Source organism: Amycolatopsis plumensis, from assembly GCF_042652605.1.
In the GTDB taxonomy this organism is placed as follows: domain Bacteria; phylum Actinomycetota; class Actinomycetes; order Mycobacteriales; family Pseudonocardiaceae; genus Amycolatopsis; species Amycolatopsis plumensis.
On record NZ_JBHSJY010000001.1, the window covers coordinates 7824558 to 7840315 of the forward strand.

At 71.4% G+C, this 15758-nt stretch carries 16 protein-coding genes; 7 read left to right on the forward strand and 9 right to left on the reverse strand.

The features are described 5' to 3' along the window. The first annotated feature begins 114 nt into the window (after positions 1-114). A complete protein-coding gene (locus tag ACFPLC_RS37730) occupies positions 115-1539 on the forward strand; it encodes a bifunctional phosphatase PAP2/diacylglycerol kinase family protein (protein WP_378198099.1) in 1425 nt (474 codons plus the stop codon). 104 nt (positions 1540-1643) lie between these two features. Beyond that, positions 1644-2858 carry an alpha/beta hydrolase gene (locus tag ACFPLC_RS37735; RefSeq protein WP_378197858.1) on the forward strand — a complete coding sequence of 405 codons (1215 nt, stop codon included), beginning with the start codon at positions 1644-1646 and terminating at the stop codon, positions 2856-2858. A 320-nt stretch (positions 2859-3178) separates the two neighbouring features. Here ACFPLC_RS37735 and prcA read toward each other — a convergent pair whose 3' ends face one another. From prcA to dop, 4 genes are all read right to left on the reverse strand, one after another. Continuing rightward, on the reverse strand, positions 3179-3979 hold the full coding sequence (gene prcA, locus ACFPLC_RS37740) for a proteasome subunit alpha (RefSeq protein WP_378197856.1): 801 nt from the start codon (positions 3977-3979) through the stop codon (positions 3179-3181). Between the two features lie 53 nt (positions 3980-4032). Then, positions 4033-4887, reverse strand: coding sequence for a proteasome subunit beta (prcB, locus tag ACFPLC_RS37745; protein ID WP_191306192.1), 855 nt, complete (start codon positions 4885-4887; stop codon positions 4033-4035). Between the two features lie 114 nt (positions 4888-5001). Further along, positions 5002-5196: a ubiquitin-like protein Pup gene (locus tag ACFPLC_RS37750; protein WP_013226725.1), complete on the reverse strand. Its 195-nt coding sequence runs from the start codon at positions 5194-5196 to the stop codon at positions 5002-5004. An 85-nt stretch (positions 5197-5281) separates the two neighbouring features. Further along, complete coding sequence (gene dop / locus ACFPLC_RS37755; protein WP_191306193.1) at positions 5282-6784, reverse strand: depupylase/deamidase Dop; 1503 nt, start codon at positions 6782-6784, stop codon at positions 5282-5284. Positions 6785-6825: 41 nt separating this feature from the next. Here dop and ACFPLC_RS37760 point away from each other — a divergent pair, with 41 nt between their 5' ends. Next, positions 6826-7344: an NUDIX domain-containing protein gene (locus ACFPLC_RS37760; protein WP_378197853.1), complete on the forward strand. Its 519-nt coding sequence runs from the start codon at positions 6826-6828 to the stop codon at positions 7342-7344. Here the strand turns inward: ACFPLC_RS37760 and ACFPLC_RS37765 are convergent. The 3 genes from ACFPLC_RS37765 to ACFPLC_RS37775 are packed head-to-tail and all read right to left on the reverse strand — an operon-like array spanning position 7335 to position 9276. Then, entirely contained in the window at positions 7335-7955 is a 621-nt protein-coding gene (locus ACFPLC_RS37765) for a hypothetical protein (protein WP_378197851.1), read from the reverse strand. The two genes, ACFPLC_RS37760 and ACFPLC_RS37765, sit on opposite strands and share 10 nt — an antisense overlap. A 53-nt stretch (positions 7956-8008) precedes the next feature. Then, on the reverse strand, positions 8009-8944 hold the full coding sequence (locus ACFPLC_RS37770; RefSeq protein ID WP_378197849.1) for an aldo/keto reductase: 936 nt from the start codon (positions 8942-8944) through the stop codon (positions 8009-8011). After that, complete coding sequence (locus tag ACFPLC_RS37775) at positions 8941-9276, reverse strand: hypothetical protein (RefSeq protein WP_378197847.1); 336 nt, start codon at positions 9274-9276, stop codon at positions 8941-8943. Before ACFPLC_RS37775 ends, ACFPLC_RS37770 begins: the two co-directional genes overlap by 4 nt. Before the next feature lie 47 nt (positions 9277-9323). On the opposite strand from ACFPLC_RS37775, the gene ACFPLC_RS37780 reads away from it, so the two are divergent. Then, positions 9324-9662, forward strand: coding sequence for an ArsR/SmtB family transcription factor (locus ACFPLC_RS37780; RefSeq protein WP_191306198.1), 339 nt, complete (start codon positions 9324-9326; stop codon positions 9660-9662). A gap of 67 nt (positions 9663-9729) precedes the next feature. Continuing rightward, a complete protein-coding gene (locus tag ACFPLC_RS37785; RefSeq protein WP_378197845.1) occupies positions 9730-10611 on the forward strand; it encodes a TIGR03620 family F420-dependent LLM class oxidoreductase in 882 nt (293 codons plus the stop codon). Here ACFPLC_RS37785 and ACFPLC_RS37790 read toward each other — a convergent pair. Beyond that, entirely contained in the window at positions 10600-11424 is an 825-nt protein-coding gene (locus ACFPLC_RS37790; RefSeq protein ID WP_378197843.1) for a DUF3626 domain-containing protein, read from the reverse strand. The genes ACFPLC_RS37785 and ACFPLC_RS37790 overlap by 12 nt on opposite strands. Positions 11425-11500: 76 nt before the next feature. Between ACFPLC_RS37790 and ACFPLC_RS37795 the strand changes: the two genes are divergently transcribed. Continuing rightward, a complete protein-coding gene (locus ACFPLC_RS37795) occupies positions 11501-12421 on the forward strand; it encodes a DMT family transporter (RefSeq protein ID WP_378197841.1) in 921 nt (306 codons plus the stop codon). 126 nt (positions 12422-12547) lie between these two features. On the opposite strand, the gene arc is transcribed toward ACFPLC_RS37795, so the two are convergent. Continuing rightward, a complete protein-coding gene (gene arc, locus ACFPLC_RS37800) occupies positions 12548-14350 on the reverse strand; it encodes a proteasome ATPase (RefSeq protein WP_033260667.1) in 1803 nt (600 codons plus the stop codon). A 367-nt stretch (positions 14351-14717) separates the two neighbouring features. On the opposite strand from arc, the gene ACFPLC_RS37805 reads away from it, so the two are divergent. After that, a complete protein-coding gene (locus ACFPLC_RS37805) occupies positions 14718-15752 on the forward strand; it encodes a hypothetical protein (protein ID WP_378197839.1) in 1035 nt (344 codons plus the stop codon). The last annotated feature ends 6 nt before the right edge of the window (positions 15753-15758 follow it).

Sequence of the window (15758 nt, forward strand, 5' to 3'; positions counted from 1 at the left end):
CCCCGAATCAGGCACGATTGGAGCACGGCTCTTGACGTCACGCGGAAGGCGGACTCCTTGTCACACCAGCTCATCCGGGCCTTCCGGCGGGTCGGCCGGACCGACCGCGCCCTGATGCGCCGCAGCGCCGCGCTGCCCGCTTCGAAAGCCGACGACGCCCTGATGGCGCTGTCCAGATCGGCGAACAAGTCCCGCCTGTGGTGGGGCGTCGCCGCGCTGCTGGCCGCGCGCCCTGGCGAGACCCGCCGGGCCGCGCTGCGCGGGGTGGTCGCGATCGCCGGGGCCAGCGCCGCGGCCAACCTCATCGGCAAGCCGCTCTTCCCGCGCCGCCGCCCGGCCGAGGAGGAGACGCCGATGCGCCGCCGCCTGCGGAAACGGCCCACGTCCTCGTCGTTCCCGTCCGGGCACTCGGCGTCCGCGGCGGCCTTCGCCACGGCGGTGGCGATGGAGTCGCCGCGGGCCGGGCTGGCCGTGGCCCCGCTGGCGCTGGCGGTGGCCTACTCGCGGGTCCACACCGGCGTGCACTGGCCCTCCGACGTCGGCGTCGGCCTGGGCATCGGCGTCGGGGTCGGCCTGGCCACCCGGCACTGGTGGCCGCTGCACGACGACATCCCGGGCCGCGCGACCCGCGACGCGGACGCCCCCGAGATGGTCGACGGCGAGGACATGCTGGCGGTCGTCAACCCGAACTCCGGCGTGGCGGGCCAGGACCCGACCGACGACGTCAAGTTCGCCTGGCCGAAGGCCACGCTGCTCTACCCGGACCCCGACCGGGGCCTGCGCGCCCAGCTCGAAGCCGAGATCGACGCCCGCGGCACGGTCCGCGCGCTGGCCGTCGCGGGCGGGGACGGCACCGTCGCGGCGGTGGCCTCGGTCGCCGCCGAACGCGGCCTGCCGCTCGCCCTGGTCCCGGCCGGGACGCTCAACCACTTCGCCCGCGACGTCGGCATCAGCTCCATGCCCGACGCCGACGCGGCGACCGAGGTGGGCAACGCCGTCCGCGTCGACCTCGGCGAGGTCGAGATCGACGGCGCCGGCGAGGCGGACCACCGCTGGTTCGTCAACACCGCCAGCCTCGGCGGCTACCCCGAGATGGTCCGCCTGCGCGAGAAGCTGCAGGAAAAGCACCCCAAGTGGCCCTCGGCGGCGATCGCGCTGGCCCGGACGCTGCGGCACGCCAAGCCGCTCACCGTCCGGCTCAACGGCAAGAAGACGCAGGTCTGGCTGCTGTTCGTCGGCAACGGCACGTACGCGCCGAAGGGGTTCGCCCCGAGCCGGCGGCCCGCGCTCGACACCGGCCTGCTCGACATCCGCTACCTGCGGGCCGACCTGCCCTACTCGCGCGCCCGGTTCCTGCTCGCGATGATCACCCGCAGCCTCGCCGCCAGCCACGTCTACCAGGAGCTGGACCTGCCCGAACTGGACGTCGAACTGCTCGACGGCAACCGCCGCGTCGCCACCGACGGCGAGGTCGGCCCGCTCGGCAACCGGTTCCGCTTCCGGTCGCGCCCCAGCGCCCTGACGCTCTACCGCCAGTAAAGGTTGCTTTACCTTTTCTCAACGAACCCACAGGCGGCCCCGGCTAGTTTCGCGATCGAGTTGCGGGCCCTCCTGCCCGCGGCCAGAGGACGAGCGGGGAGCAGATGGACGGGCACGGCCTGGCGAGCGTCATCCACCGGGCCGCCGTCGATCCGGTGCTGCCGGGTGACGTCACCGCCCGGGCCCGTGACCTGGGCCCGCTCGAGTCGCCGCTGATCTGGCTCGGCTTCGCCTCGGCCGCCGTCGCCGTGCTCGCCGTCGTGGTCGCGCTGTGGTACCGCCGCCGCGTCCGGCGCTGGGGGTTCACCGCCTTCGGCGTGCTCCTGCTGATCGCGGCGGTCACCGCGCTCAACAGCTACGTCGGGTACGTCCGCACCTCCGACGACCTGGCCCGGCTCCTCCAGCGCGGCCCCGGTGTCGTCAATTACGCCGGCCGGCTGCTCGACGACGGCAAGGAGGCTCCGGAACCGTCGTCGGACGCGGCCTCTTCGTCGGCGCCGCGGCCCGGCGCGGGCACCGCGGCGGCCGGGCAGCGGATCGACGTCGTCAACCTCCCGGACCCGGCCCACGGGGTTCCGTCGGGGAGCAACTACGTGATCCTGCCGCCCGGGTACGACAGCGACCCCCAGCGGCGGTACCCGGTCGTCTACCTCATCCACGGGTATCCCTTCGGGGGGCCGCGGGACTGGCTCACCTCCGGGGACGCCCCGGGGACGCTTCAGGCGTTGCAACAGGCCAATGTCATCGCGCCGATGATCGTGGTCAGCGTGGACATGACCGCGGGCAATCCGAGTACCGACTGGGAGTGCCTGAACGTTCCCGGTGGGCCGCAGCTGGAGAGCTACCTGGCCGCGACCGTGGTCCCCGGGATCGATCAGCGGTACCGGACGCTCGCCGACCGCACCCACCGGGCACTGGGCGGCATGTCCGGCGGCGGTTTCGGGGCGCTCAACATCGGCCTCCACCACGTCGACGAGTTCGCGACCCTGGTGATCGCCCTGCCCTACGACGACCTCAACGACTCGATCGGCATCCTCGACGGCAACCGGGCGGCCATCGCCGCCAACACGCCCCGCCGTTACCTGCCGACGATGAAGTTCAGCGCCCCGATCTCGGTGATGCTCGCGGTCGGCACCGGCGCGCCCACCGACGTCTCGACGGCCCACCGGATCGCCGACGCGTTGCACGCCAAGGGGCAGGAGGCGGTGGTCCACGCCGAACGCGGCTTCAACCACACCTGGCACACGGCCCGGGCGACGCTGCCGTACCTGCTGGCGTTCGCCGACCAGAACTTCCGGACCTCGCCTGCGGCATCCTGAGTCCGTGGATCTCGCGTGGTCCGGCTGGGCGGCTCTGCCGGAGTGCACTCTGTCGTTGGGACTCTCCCTGTTGGGAGTTCTTCCGGATTGAGTTCTGCCGGATTCTTCCCCGCCAGCCCGAACGCCGGATTGTTCAACGGCCGCCACGCCGTGTCAAGGCGGGAAAGCGTGCCTTGACACGGCCTGTCGGCCGCTGAGGCGGCTGCGTATCGGGTCGGCAGGGGGGGTGTGGCCGGAGGTTGCTCGCTGATCGTGGGCGGCCGATACATGCAAGTGGGGCGCGGCCTCTCGGCCACGCCCCACTGGTTCCGCGTCGGAACTCACTCGCCTTCTGGCTTGCTCTCCGGCTCTTCGCCGTGGGGGTCCGGGACCGGGAGCAACGTGTCCAGTGCTGCTCCGGTGAGCCTGCGGAATGCGCGGCGGGGGCGGTCGCGGTCCAGGACCGCCACCTCGAGCTTGATCGGGTCCGCGTCTCCGTTGCCGTTCGCCGAGTTGGCCGCCGCAGAAGACGATGACGAGCTGCTCGACGAGGATGCTGCCGGGGCCGGCTGGCTCGGGGCCCTCAGGGCCGCCACCGCCACGCCGAGGGCCGCCTGCAGGTCCATGCCGTCCTCGAAGGTCTCCTTCAGCTTGGCCGCGATCTTCTCGTTCTGGCCGCCCATCACCACGTACTGCGGCTCGTCGAAGATCGAGCCGTCGTAGGTCAGGCGGTAGAGCTGGTCCTCCGCCGGGCCCGCGCCGACCTCCGCGACGCAGACCTCGACCTCGAACGGCTTCAGCTGCTCGGTGAAGATGCTGCCCAGCGTCGCCGCGTACGCGTTCGCCAGTGCCCGGGCGCTCACGTCGCGGCGGTCGTACTGGTAGCCCTTCAGGTCCGCGTGGCGGATGCCCGCCACGCGCAGGTTCTCGAACTCGCTGTAGCGCCCGACCGCCGCGAAACCGATGCGGTCGTAGATCTCGGACACCTTGTGCAGCGTGGCCGAGGGGTTCTCCGCCACGAACAGCACGCCGCCCGAATACTTCAGCACCACCACGCTCCGGCCGCGCGCGATGCCCTTGCGCGCCAGCTCGGAACGCTCCCGCATCAGCTGCTCGGGAGAGGCATACAACGGCATCGTCACGGTGTGCGCTCCAGGTCTTTCGGTGTTCCAACGTTCACTGGTTCAGGCCCCGGTCAGGACAGCCGGCGCTGCTGGCGCTCGATCCGCCCGGCCACCACCGCTTCGGCCACCGCCGCCGTCTCCGACTCCGACAGCTGCACTGCGCCGCGCTCCGCGGTGATCGTCACGACGCTCGGGAAGATGCGGCGCACCAGGTCCGGGCCGCCCGATGCCGTGTCGTCGTCCGCCGCGTCGTACAGGGCCTCCACCGCCACCCGCACCGCGCCCTCGACGTCGGCGTCCGGGTCGTGCAGCTTCTTCAACGCCGATTTCGCGAACAGCGAACCCGAGCCGATGCCCGCGTAGCCGCCGTTCTCCTCGTAGCGCCCGCCCGCGGCGTCGTACGACACGATGCGGCCCGCGTGCTTGGCGTCCTCGGCCTCCAGGTCGTAGCCGACGAACAACGGGATCGCCGCCAGCCCGGCCATCGCCATCTCGAGGTTCGCCTTGACCATCCCGGCCAGCTTGTTCGTCTTGCCGTCCAGCGACAGCGAGACGCCCTCGATCTTCTCGTAGTGCGCCAGCTCGACCGCGTACAGCCGCACCATCTCCACGGCCAGCCCGGCCGTGCCCGCGATGCCGACCGCCGAGTACTCGTCGGTGACGTGCACCTTTTCGATGTCGCGGCTGGCGATCAGGTTCCCCGACGTCGCCCGCCGGTCACCCGCGATCAGCACCCCGCCGGCGAAGGTGCACGCCACGATCGTCGTGCCGTGCGGCACGCCCAGCTCCGCCGCGCCCGGTGCCACGCGCCGCTCGGGCAGCAGCTCCGGCGCCTGCACGCGCAGGAAGTCCGAAAACGACGACGTCGCCGAGGAGAAGTACGCCGCAGGCAGCGCGGGACCCGAGATGCCCCTGGTGTTGTCCATACGTGCTCAAAAATCCCATCTGTGCGGGCCGGAGCCCCGCGGGCGGCCAGCCGCCACGCGGAACCCCGGCCGCCTGCTGAACGGTCGGCAAGGGCGCAGCGCCCTCGACAGCGGCTATTCGCCGCCCTTCTGCACGTAGGCCCGGACGAAGTCCTCGGCGTTCTCCTCGAGCACGTCGTCGATCTCGTCGAGGATCGTGTCGACGTCCTCGCCGAGCTTTTCGCGCCGCTCCTGACCCGCCGCGCCGGTGTCGTCGAACTCCTCGTCGGAGTCACCACCGCCGTGCTTTTCGATCTTTTCCTGGGCCATCTCGCCTCCCGGTGTGGCTGATGATTCCTAGCCTACCCAGCGGCCCCGACATTCGGGGCAACGCCGCAATCGGTGTGCCAACCGCCTAGTCCGAACCGGTGAGCGCCTCCACCAGCTCCTCCGCCGTCGCCGCGTTGTCCAGCAACTTGCCGACGTGCGCCTTCGTGCCCCGCAGCGGCTCCAGGGTCGGGATCCGCACCAGCGACTCCTTGCCGACGTCGAAGATGACCGAATCCCACGAAGCCGCCGCGATCGACGTCGCGTACTTCTCCAGCGCCCGGCCGCGGAAGTAGGCGCGCGTGTCCGACGGGGGTGTCGTCACCGCGGCCAGCACCTCCTCCTCCGAGACCAGCCGCTTCATCGACCCGCGCGTGACGAGCCGGTTGTACAGGCCCTTCGCCAGCCGCACGTCCGAATACTGCAGGTCGACCAGCCGCAGCCGCGGCGCGCCCCAGGCCAGGTTGTCGCGCTGCCGGTAGCCCTCCAGCAGCCGCAGCTTGGCCGGCCAGTCCAGCCGGTCCGCGCACTCCTGCGGGTCGCGCGCCAGCGCGTCCAGGATCTCGCCCCAGACCCGCAGGACCTCCTTCGAAGCCTCGTCGGCGCCGGTGCGCTCGAGATTCTGCGAGGCGATCTCGTGGTAGGCGAACTGCAGGTCCAGCCCGGTGTACTTCTTGCCGTTGGCCAGCGCGACCTGCGTCTTCAGCGTCGGGTCGTGGCTGATCTGGTGGACGGCCTTGACCGGCTCGTCGAGCTTCAGGTCGTCGAACCGGATGCCGGACTCGATCAGGTCCAGCACCAGCGCCGTCGTCCCGACCTTCAGGTACGTCGAGTACTCCGACATGTTCGCGTCGCCGATGATGACGTGCAGCCGCCGGTACTTGTCCGCGTCCGCGTGCGGCTCGTCGCGGGTGTTGATGATCCCGCGCTTGAGCGTGGTCTCCAGGCCGACCTCGACCTCGATGTAGTCCGCACGCTGGGAGAGCTGGAACCCGGCCTCTTCACTCTGCTGGCCGATCCCGAGCCGTCCCGAACCGGTCACCACCTGCCGCGACACGAAGAACGGCGTCAGCCCGGCGATCACCGCGGTGAACGGCGTCGACCGCGCCATCAGGTAGTTCTCGTGCGTGCCGTAGCTCGCGCCCTTGCCGTCGACGTTGTTCTTGTACAACTGCAGCTGCGGCTGACCCGGCACGGAAGCGGCCTTCATCGCCGCCTCCTCCATCACCCGCTCGCCCGCCTTGTCCCAGATGACCGCGTCCCGCGCGTTCGTCACCTCGGGCGCCGAGTACTCCGGGTGCGCGTGGTCGACGTACAGGCGCGCCCCGTTGGTGAGGATGACGTTCGCCGCGCCGAGGTCCTCGACGTCGGGGTCGTGGCCCGGGCCGCCCGGCCCGGTCAGGTCGAACCCGCGCGCGTCCCGCAGCGGGCTCTCCACCTCGTAGTCCCACCGGGCCCGCCGGGCGCGCGGGATGTCAGCCGCCGCCGCGTACGCCAGCACGACCTGGGTGGAGGTGAGTACCGGGTTCGCCGTCGCGTCGCCCGGCACGGAGATGCCGTACTCGACTTCGGTTCCCATGATCCGCCGCATACGCCCACCCTACGGGGTCGTCCTAGTGGAACGATGCACCCATGCCAGGCAGTGACGAACTCGTTGCCCTCTATGACCAGGCCGGCGCGGTGGTCGGCAGCACCACGCGCGCCCGGGTGCGCGCCGGCGCGCTGTGGCACGCCGCCGGCGTCGTCCTGGTCCGTTCGGGTGATGGAAACGCGGTCTACGTGCACCTCCGTACCCCCGGGAAGGACGTGTTCCCCTCCACCTGGGACTGCTGGGCCGGCGGGGTGGTGGCGGCCGGGGAGACCCCGGCCGAGTGCGCCCGCCGCGAACTCGCCGAAGAACTCGGCGTCCGCGGAGTGGAACCCGTGCCGCTGTTCACCAAGGTCTACGACGACGGCCGCAACCGCTGCCACAACTTCGCCTTCGAGGTCCGCTGGGACGGCCCGATCCGCCACCAGGCCGAGGAGATCGTGGAAGGCCGCTGGATCACCTTGGCCGAACTGCGGGCCTGGGTCGACGACCCGGCCCCGGAGCTGCCCTTCATCCCCGACGGCCGCGAAGGCGTCCAGGAGTGGTTCCGCCGTTACGGCTGAGCGGTGAGCTTCGCCGTCATCGCGGGCAGCAGGCGCTTCGCCGCGTCGACGGCCCGGGTTTCCGTGCTCGCCGAGACCGTCAGCGCGGACACGAGCCTTCCCTTCGCCAGCAACACGGTGCAGGTCTTGCCCTCGCACCACGCCCGCTGGCGCTCGACCCCGGCCTGCGCCGGGACGCTCACCGTCCGGCCCGCGCAGTCCGCATCCGCGACCACCCCGGCCGCGGTCCGGTCCGGGTACGCGACGACGCGATGGCTCAGCACCGACCCGCTGGGGTAGTGCCAGGTGGCGGTCCGGCTGCCGGCCGACGCCGGGCCGGTCAGGCACCCCGAGGCCTCCCCCGAAGCCGGCTGCACGCCTTCCTCGGCGACGTCGGCGTCGGACAGCAGTGCCCGCTGCGCGAGCCCGCCGAGATCGGGCGCCGCCGGGGTCGCCTTCGCCGGGCTCATCGGGACTTCCGACGTCTGCGGAGCCGGGGCCGGCGGCGCGGTCGACGACGTGGGCACCGGATCGTCGTAGTACGTCTCGAGGTTGTTCGGGTCGGGCCCGTCGCAGCCCGTGAGGCCGACCAACGCGACCGCGGCCAACGCGATCGCCTGCCGATGACGCACCTGCTCCGGCCTCCTGTCGTGGGTGGCGTGCCTGCGAAGGGTAGTGCAGCCCCTCAGTCCCACGCCAAGGAGGACCGGTGTCGCCAGTACGCCCCGGGTTCCTCGGCGAGCGCCGCCAGCGAATCCCGTTCCGCCGCGGTGAGTTCCAGGGCCGTGGCCCGCAGGTTCGCCGCGAGCTGCGCCGGGCTCGCCGGACCGACGACCGCCCGGTCCACCCAGTCGTTCGCCAGCACCGCGGCCACCGCGACCGCGTCCGGCCCGGTGCCGTGGGCCGCCGCGATCTCCCGCACCGCGGCCGGCGCTTCGACCGCGAGCCTGCCGTTGGCCAGGGTTTCCTTGACCAGCACCCGCTTGCCGGCCGCGTGCGCCGCGGCCAGGGCCGTCCCCGCGGACGGTTCCAGGACGTTCCACGTCGACTGCACCGCGGAGAACACCGGCCGCCCGGCCGCTTCCAGCGCGAACGCCCGCTCGATCGCCGCCGCCTGGACCGGCCCGGACGTCGAAAACCCCACCGCGACACCGTTGGCGGCCAGCTCGGCGAGCGCTTCCAGCAACGGCTCGTCGGCGAACAACGGACTGTCCACAGTGAGCGAATGGACCTGGTAGAGCCCGACCCGATCCGCCAGCAGGGCCAGGGTTTCCGCCCACTGCGCGGCGAACCGCGCCGCCGAGTGCTCCTTCACCTCGTGGACATCGGCGTCGAGCCGCCATTCCCCGACGTAGGCGTAACCCCACTTGCTGGAGACCTCCACGTCGGCGTGCCCCCGCTCGGCGAGCCAGCCGGCCAGGAACTCCTCGGAACGCCCGTACGAGCGGGCGACGTCGACGTGCCGGACGCCCGCGGCGTAGGCGTCGTCGAGCACCGCGAACGTCGCCGCGCGCATCGAAGCGACGTCCCGCACCGGCGGGAGTGCCCCGCCCCGGCCGAGGTTGATGTACGCGGGACGACCCAGCGCGGCCAGGCCGAGGGCGATGCGGTCCACGCTCACGCCGTCTGCTTGTGCCGCAGGATGGCCAGCCACTGGCTCGCGTTCTGGGCCTGCCGGTGCAGCTTCTCGAGGCGGGCGGCCGGGGCCCGGACGTAGCCCTTGCCGAACACCGGCGCGATCTGGCGCAGGCTGGCGCCGCCTTCGCGGGCCGCGAGCAGCAGCCAGTCGGACGCGTCGGCGCAGGCCGCGGACGCCCGGCGCAGCTCGCCGAGCATGTCGATGAGTTCCTGGGCGCCCACCTCCCCCGCTTCGACGGCGGCGGCCGTCGTCTCCAGCCAGGCCAGGACGGCGGCTTCGGTGATGGGCGCACGGGGCCGGGTTTCTTCGGTCACGGCGCTGAGTATAGGTCGTTATACGCCGATATACTGGGTGCGACACCATGACGACGCACACTTCATCCCCGGCCGACGTCGAGCGGTTGCTCGACGTGTTCAAGGCGCTCGCGAACCCCGTCCGGCTGCAGGTGCTGCAGTGGCTGCGGGAGCCGGAGCGGCACTTCCCGGTCGAGCGGGCGATCGCCGACCCGGTGGAGGTCGGCGTGTGCGTGAGCCACATCCAGGAGAAGCTGGGCCTGGCGCAGTCGACCGTGTCGGCCTACATGGCGTCGCTGCAGCGAGCCGGGCTGGTCCGGGCGACACGGGTCGGCAAGTGGACGCACTACAAGCGTGACGAAGCCCGGATCGCCGAGTTCGTCGCGGTGCTCGGCCACTCCCTCTGACTCCCCCTCCCCCCGTTCACCGCCCCCGGACGGCGTCTCGCATCGTAAATCTGCGATACTTCGATTCATGGGTATGATCGAGAACATGCGGCTCGGCCGCTACGGGATCTGGACGTTCGACTTCGAGGACCAGCCGGCCGGCCTGATCCGGGACTCCGTGCAGGAGCTGGAGGAACTCGGCTGGCCCGCGATCTGGATCCCGGAGAGCGAGGGCCGGGAAGCCCTCACGCACGCCGGGTTCCTCCTGTCCGCCACCGAACGCCTCACCGTCGTGAACGGCATCGCGCAGATCTGGTCCCGCGAGGCGCAGTGGACCCGCGGCGCGGCCCTGCTGCTGGCCGACGCCTACCCGGACCGCCACCTGCTCGGCCTCGGTTTCGGCGCCGGGAAACCCGGCGCGAAGCCGCTTCGGGCGATGAACGACTACCTCGACGCGCTGGACGCCGACAAGCACGTCAACCCCGCCCCGCGGGCCCCGATGCGGCGGCTGCTCGCGGCGTACGGCCCGAAGATGCTGGAGCTGGCCCGGGACCGCTCGGAGGGGGCGCACACCTACCACGTGACGCCGGAACACACGGCGCAGGCGCGGGACATCCTCGGCACCGGCCCGTTCCTCGGCGTCGAGCACGCCGTGCTGTTCGAGACCGACGCGGCCAAGGCTCGCGAGATCGCCCGCGAGCACCTGCACCCGTACCTCACCACGAAGTACAACATCGCGAAGTTCCTCCGGCTCGGCTACACCGAAGCCGACATCGACGGCGGCCACGGCAGCGACCGGCTCGTCGACGACCTGGTGTTCTGGGGCGACCTCGAATCCGTCACCGCGAAGCTGCAGCGGCACCTCGACGCGGGCGCCGACCACGTCGGCGTCCAGGTCATCGGGGTCGAGCCGGGCACCTCGGCCATGCCGCACTGGCGACGGCTCACCGAAGCGCTGCTACCCGCGTAGGCCGAACCGCGCGGTGCAGTGCCACACGCGCTTGAGCACCTGGGGGTCGTGCCGGCCGGCGCGGACGGCGTCGCCGATGACGCGGGCGTCCAGCCACCCGTCCTCGGCGATGTCTTCGCCGGCCCGCACGGCGTCCTCGCCGCGGTAGTCCGCGTGCTCGGCGAGCTTCGCCACGGGCAGCCGGAACCCGTGGTGCCAGCGGACTGGGAAAGGGAACTCCGCGGCCGCCGCTTCGACGTCGGTGCCGCGGAAGGACGGGTCCAGCACCAGGGCCGCGACGTCGGACGACAGCCGGAGCGGGCCGTGGACGTGGGCCTCGACGTAGTCGTCGAGCTCGTCGGGCGCGTCGGCTTCGACGAGGGGGATCAGCGGCATGTGCGCGGCCGTGCCGAAGTCGGCCGGCTCGCGGAAGCTGTCCGGGTAGCAGAACGTCACCCGCTCCAGCACGGCACGCCGGAGCCGGAAGTGCGCGGAACCGAACCGGACCGAGCCGCCCGCGGGACGGCGGCGGTGGTCGAGCGAGCCGTACTTCGGACGGGCCGCGGGCGGCAGGGTGTCGTAGACCCCGCCGAACATCCGGTGCTCCCAGTGCCAGCGGGCCCCGTCCGGGTGCGCGGTCAGGCCGCCGTTGCCGGTGCCGGTCTCGAACTGGGAGCGGTAGACGCCGTCGGTGAGCCAGTGCCGCAGCAGCGGCACCGCCCCCACCATCCGGTCCGGGTGAAAGTGGATCGTGACGTCCATCTCCGCCGGCAGTGGCGGCCCCTCGGCACGGGCCGCGACGTAGTCGACTGCTGCCTGCCATTCCTGCCCCATGGTATAGGCCGTTATACACAACACGGCGTCGGAAAACCACTGGCTTCGCGGCCGGTCCGGCCGTTTGACTGCGGCCATGCGATCGGCGGAGTTCGGGGTCACGGTGCGGTTCGCGCTGCTGGCGGTGGTGTGGGGTGCGAGTTTCCTGTTCATCAAGGTGGGGCTGGGCGGGCTCTCCCCCGGCCAGGTCGCGCTCGCCCGAGTCGGGCTGGGTGCGCTCGCGCTGGCCGTGCTGCTGCTGGTGCGACGGCGGCCGCTGCCCCGCGATCCGGTGCTGTGGGGCCATCTCGCGGTCGTGTCGGTGTTGTTGTGCGTGGTGCCGTTCCTGCTGTTCTCGTGGGCGGAGCAGTACATCTCGTCCGGGCTGGCCAGCATCTTCAACGCGACGACGCCGCTGGTCACGATGCTGCTGGCGGCCGCGGCGCTGCCGGAGGAGCGGTTCACGCCACCGCGGGTGCTCGGTCTGCTGCTGGGGTTCGCCGGCGTGCTCACGATCGTCGGGGTGTGGCACGGCATCGACGTGTCGCACCAGCTGACGGCCCAGCTGGCCTGTCTCGGCGCGACGACCTGCTACGGCGCGTGTTTCGTGTACCTGCGCCGGTTCGTCTCACCGCGGGGGACGGATCCGGTGGTCGTCGCGTTCGGGCAGACGGCCTCGGCGACGGTGATCCTGGGCCTGCTGACCCCGGTGATCGCGGCGACGCCGGTGCGCCTCGACGTGCCGGTGGTGGCGAGCATGCTCGCGCTCGGCGTCTTCGGCACGGGCGTCGCGTACGCCTGGAACACCCGGATCATCGCCGCCTGGGGTGCGGCCAACGCTTCGGCGGTGACGTACCTGACGCCGGTCGTCGGGGTGCTGCTCGGCGTGCTCGTGCTGGGCGAGCCGGTGAGCTGGAACCAGCCGGCCGGCGCGCTGCTCGTGATCGCCGGAATCCTGGCCGCCCACGGACGGTTGCGCCTGCGCAAGACGAAACTGGCACTGATCAGCGCGAAATGACCACAGCGGGGGTCCGGGGGCTTGCCCCCGGGCGGGGTTTGGGGGTTGCACCCCCAAAAGACACGGCGGGTGAGGTCCGGCTTGCGCTTTCCGCAAGCAGACCCCACCCGCCGAAGCCGTTCGGAGCTACAGGTACTGACCGGTGTTCGTGGCGGTGTCGATCGCCCGCCCCGAATCCTGGTTCTTGCCGGTGACGAGCGTGCGGATGTAGACGATCCGCTCGCCCTTCTTGCCGGAGATCCGGGCCCAGTCGTCCGGGTTGGTGGTGTTGGGCAGGTCCTCGTTCTCCGCGAACTCGTCGACGATCGCGTCGAGCAGGTGCTGCACACGGAGACCCGGCTGCTTGGTCTCCAGCACCGACTTGATCGCCGACTTCTTCGCCCGGTCCACGATGTTCTGGATCATCGCGCCCGAGTTGAAGTCGCGGAAGTACAGGACTTCCTTGTCCCCGTTGGCGTAGGTCACCTCGAGGAACCGGTTCTCGTCGCTCTCCTCGTACATCCGCTCGACGGTGTGCTGGATCATCGCGTCGAACGTCGCCTTGTGGTCCCCGCCGAACTCGGCGAGGTCGTCGGCGTGGATCGGCAGGCCTTCGGCCAGGTACTTGGAGAAGATGTCCTTCGCGCCTTCGGCGTCCGGACGCTCGATCTTGATCTTGACGTCGAGCCGGCCCGGCCGCAGGATCGCCGGGTCGATCATGTCTTCGCGGTTGGAGGCGCCGATGACGATGACGTTCTCCAGGCCTTCGACACCGTCGATCTCCGACAGCAGCTGCGGCACGATCGTGGTCTCCACGTCGGACGACACGCCCGAACCGCGGGTGCGGAAGATCGAGTCCATCTCGTCGAAGAACACGATCACCGGGGTGCCCTCGGAGGCCTTCTCCCGCGCCCGCTGGAAGATCAGGCGGATGTGCCGCTCGGTCTCCCCGACGAACTTGTTGAGCAGCTCGGGGCCCTTGATGTTCAGGAAGTAGGACTTCCCGTCCGCCGCGTCGCCGCGGGCCTCGGCCACCTTCTTGGCCAGCGAGTTCGCCACGGCCTTGGCGATGAGCGTCTTGCCGCAGCCCGGCGGGCCGTAGAGCAGGACGCCCTTCGGCGGCCGCAGCTGGTACTCCTGGTACAGGTCGGCGTGCAGGAACGGCAGCTCGACCGCGTCCCTGATCTGCTCGATCTGCCGGGTGAGGCCACCGATGTCCTCGTAGCGGACGTCGGGCACCTCCTCCAGCACCAGGTCCTCGACCTCCGCCTTCGGCACGCGCTCGTACGCGTAGCCGGCCTTGGAGTCGACCAGCAGCGAGTCGCCCGGCTTGAGCGGCTGCTCGGCCAGCAGGTCGGAGAGCAGGACCACCCGCTCTTCGTCCGCGTGCCCGACCACGAGCGCACGGGGGCTGCCGCCCTCGACGTCCGGGGCGAGCACCTCGCGCAGCGCGCACACCTCACCGGTGCGTTCGAACCCGCCGCCCTCGACCACGGTGAGCGCCTCGTTGAGCCGCAGCGCCTGACCGCGGCGCAGCGACGAGATCTCGACCGCGGGCGAGACCGACACCCGCATCTTCCGGCCGGCCGTGAAGACGTCCACCGTGTTGTCCTCGTACGCCTCGACGAAGACGCCGTACCCGGACGGTGGCTGGGCCAGCCGGTCGACCTCCTCGCGGAGGGCGAGGAGCTGTCCTCGCGCTTCGCGCAGGGTTTCGACCAGTTTGGTGTTGCGTTCGGTGAGCTGGCTCACCCTTTCCGAGGCCTCGGCGAGCCGCTGTTCGAGAACTCGGTTCTGCCGTGGCGAGTCCGTCAGTTTGCGGCGCAGCAGCGCCACTTCTTCCTCGAGAAAACGGATCTGCCGAGCCTGCTCGTCCGCCGTCGTCCCAGCTCCGGATGTTGCTGAAGGGTCGGCCTCCTCGCGCCGACCTCCGGGAAGGTCATGATGCATCGGGCACCTCCTCGGAGTGCTTTTCATTCCACGGTACCGGCGATCACCGACAAGAAAAGGCCTTTCCGGATCACAAGATCGGCGCGTCGCGGTTTGCCTGCCCCCTCCAGCACGGACATTCCCGCAGCGCAAGCGGCCATTTCGGTGCCGTGGCGCCGGTGTGTCGCGGGTCCGTCCGGGCCGGGACGAAGCAAGCACGTCGGGAGTACCCCGCCTGTCAGAGGGCCAACCGCCGCCGGAAGCCGGGCAATTCCGGCCGGATCCGCCCTAACCGCGCGGCGGGACGGCCCGGTGGCTAGCATCGGGCGACGCTGTACCGGCCTCGACGGCCGGGCGCCACTCGAAGGAACGCTAGGGGGCACCCGCCATGACCTACCCGCCGCAGCAACCGGGCGGCTACGGCCAGCAGCCCGGCGGCTACGGGCAGCAGCCCGATCCGTACGGCCGGCCCCAGCAGGGCGGCCACCCCCAGAGCGGCCCCCAGGCCCAGCCCGGCTACGGCGGCACCCAGCAGTTCGGCCAGCCGGGCCCGTACGACGGCACGCAGCAGTGGGGCCAGCCCGGCGGGTACGACGGCACCCAGCAATACGGCCAGCCCGGCGGGTACGACGGCACCCAGCAATACGGCCAGCCCGGCGGGTACGACGGCGGGACGCAGCAGTACGGCCAGCCGGGCCCGTACGACGGCGCCCAGCAGTACGGCCAGCCCGGCCCGTACGACCAGCCCGGCCAGGGCGGGTACCAGCCCCAGACGGGCCCTCAGGCGCAGCAGGGCCACCCGCAGTACGGCCGTCAGGACCAGTGGGGCGGGCCGCCCCAGTCCTTCGGCGGCCACGACCCCTACGGCGGCGGCAGCTTCGGCGAGGCGCCCCCGCCCAAGAAGAAGACCGGCCTGATCGTCGGCATCGCGGCCGCGGCGGTGGTGCTCGTCGGCGGCGGCGTCACCGCGTTCGTCCTCATGAACGGCAACGACGAGCAGACCGCCGCACCGCCCGCGAGCAGCACTTCGGCGGCGCCGACCACCGCGCCGAAGGCGTCCACCCCGAAGCCCAAGAGCACCGCGCCGTCCAGCCCGTCGACGCCGAAGAGCAAGTCCGCGGGCGGCCCCGCCCCCGGTGGCAAGCCCAGCTCCCAGGAGCTGTTCGACTCGACGATCTCGGCCTACAACGCCGGCGACGAGAAGGCACTCGGCGACACCATCTGCCGCAGCGTCTACGAGGGCACCACGGGCGAGATCCCGAAGGTGACGGTGAAGCTGACCGCCACGCCGCAGGAGACCGGCGACAAGGCCACCGCCCGCTACTCCGCCACCGACGGCAGCAAGACCAAGGTCGGCACGATGTCGGCGCAGAAGGAGTCCGGGCTCTGGTGCCTGTCCAACGTGCAGGCGGACGGCTCGTGAGCACCC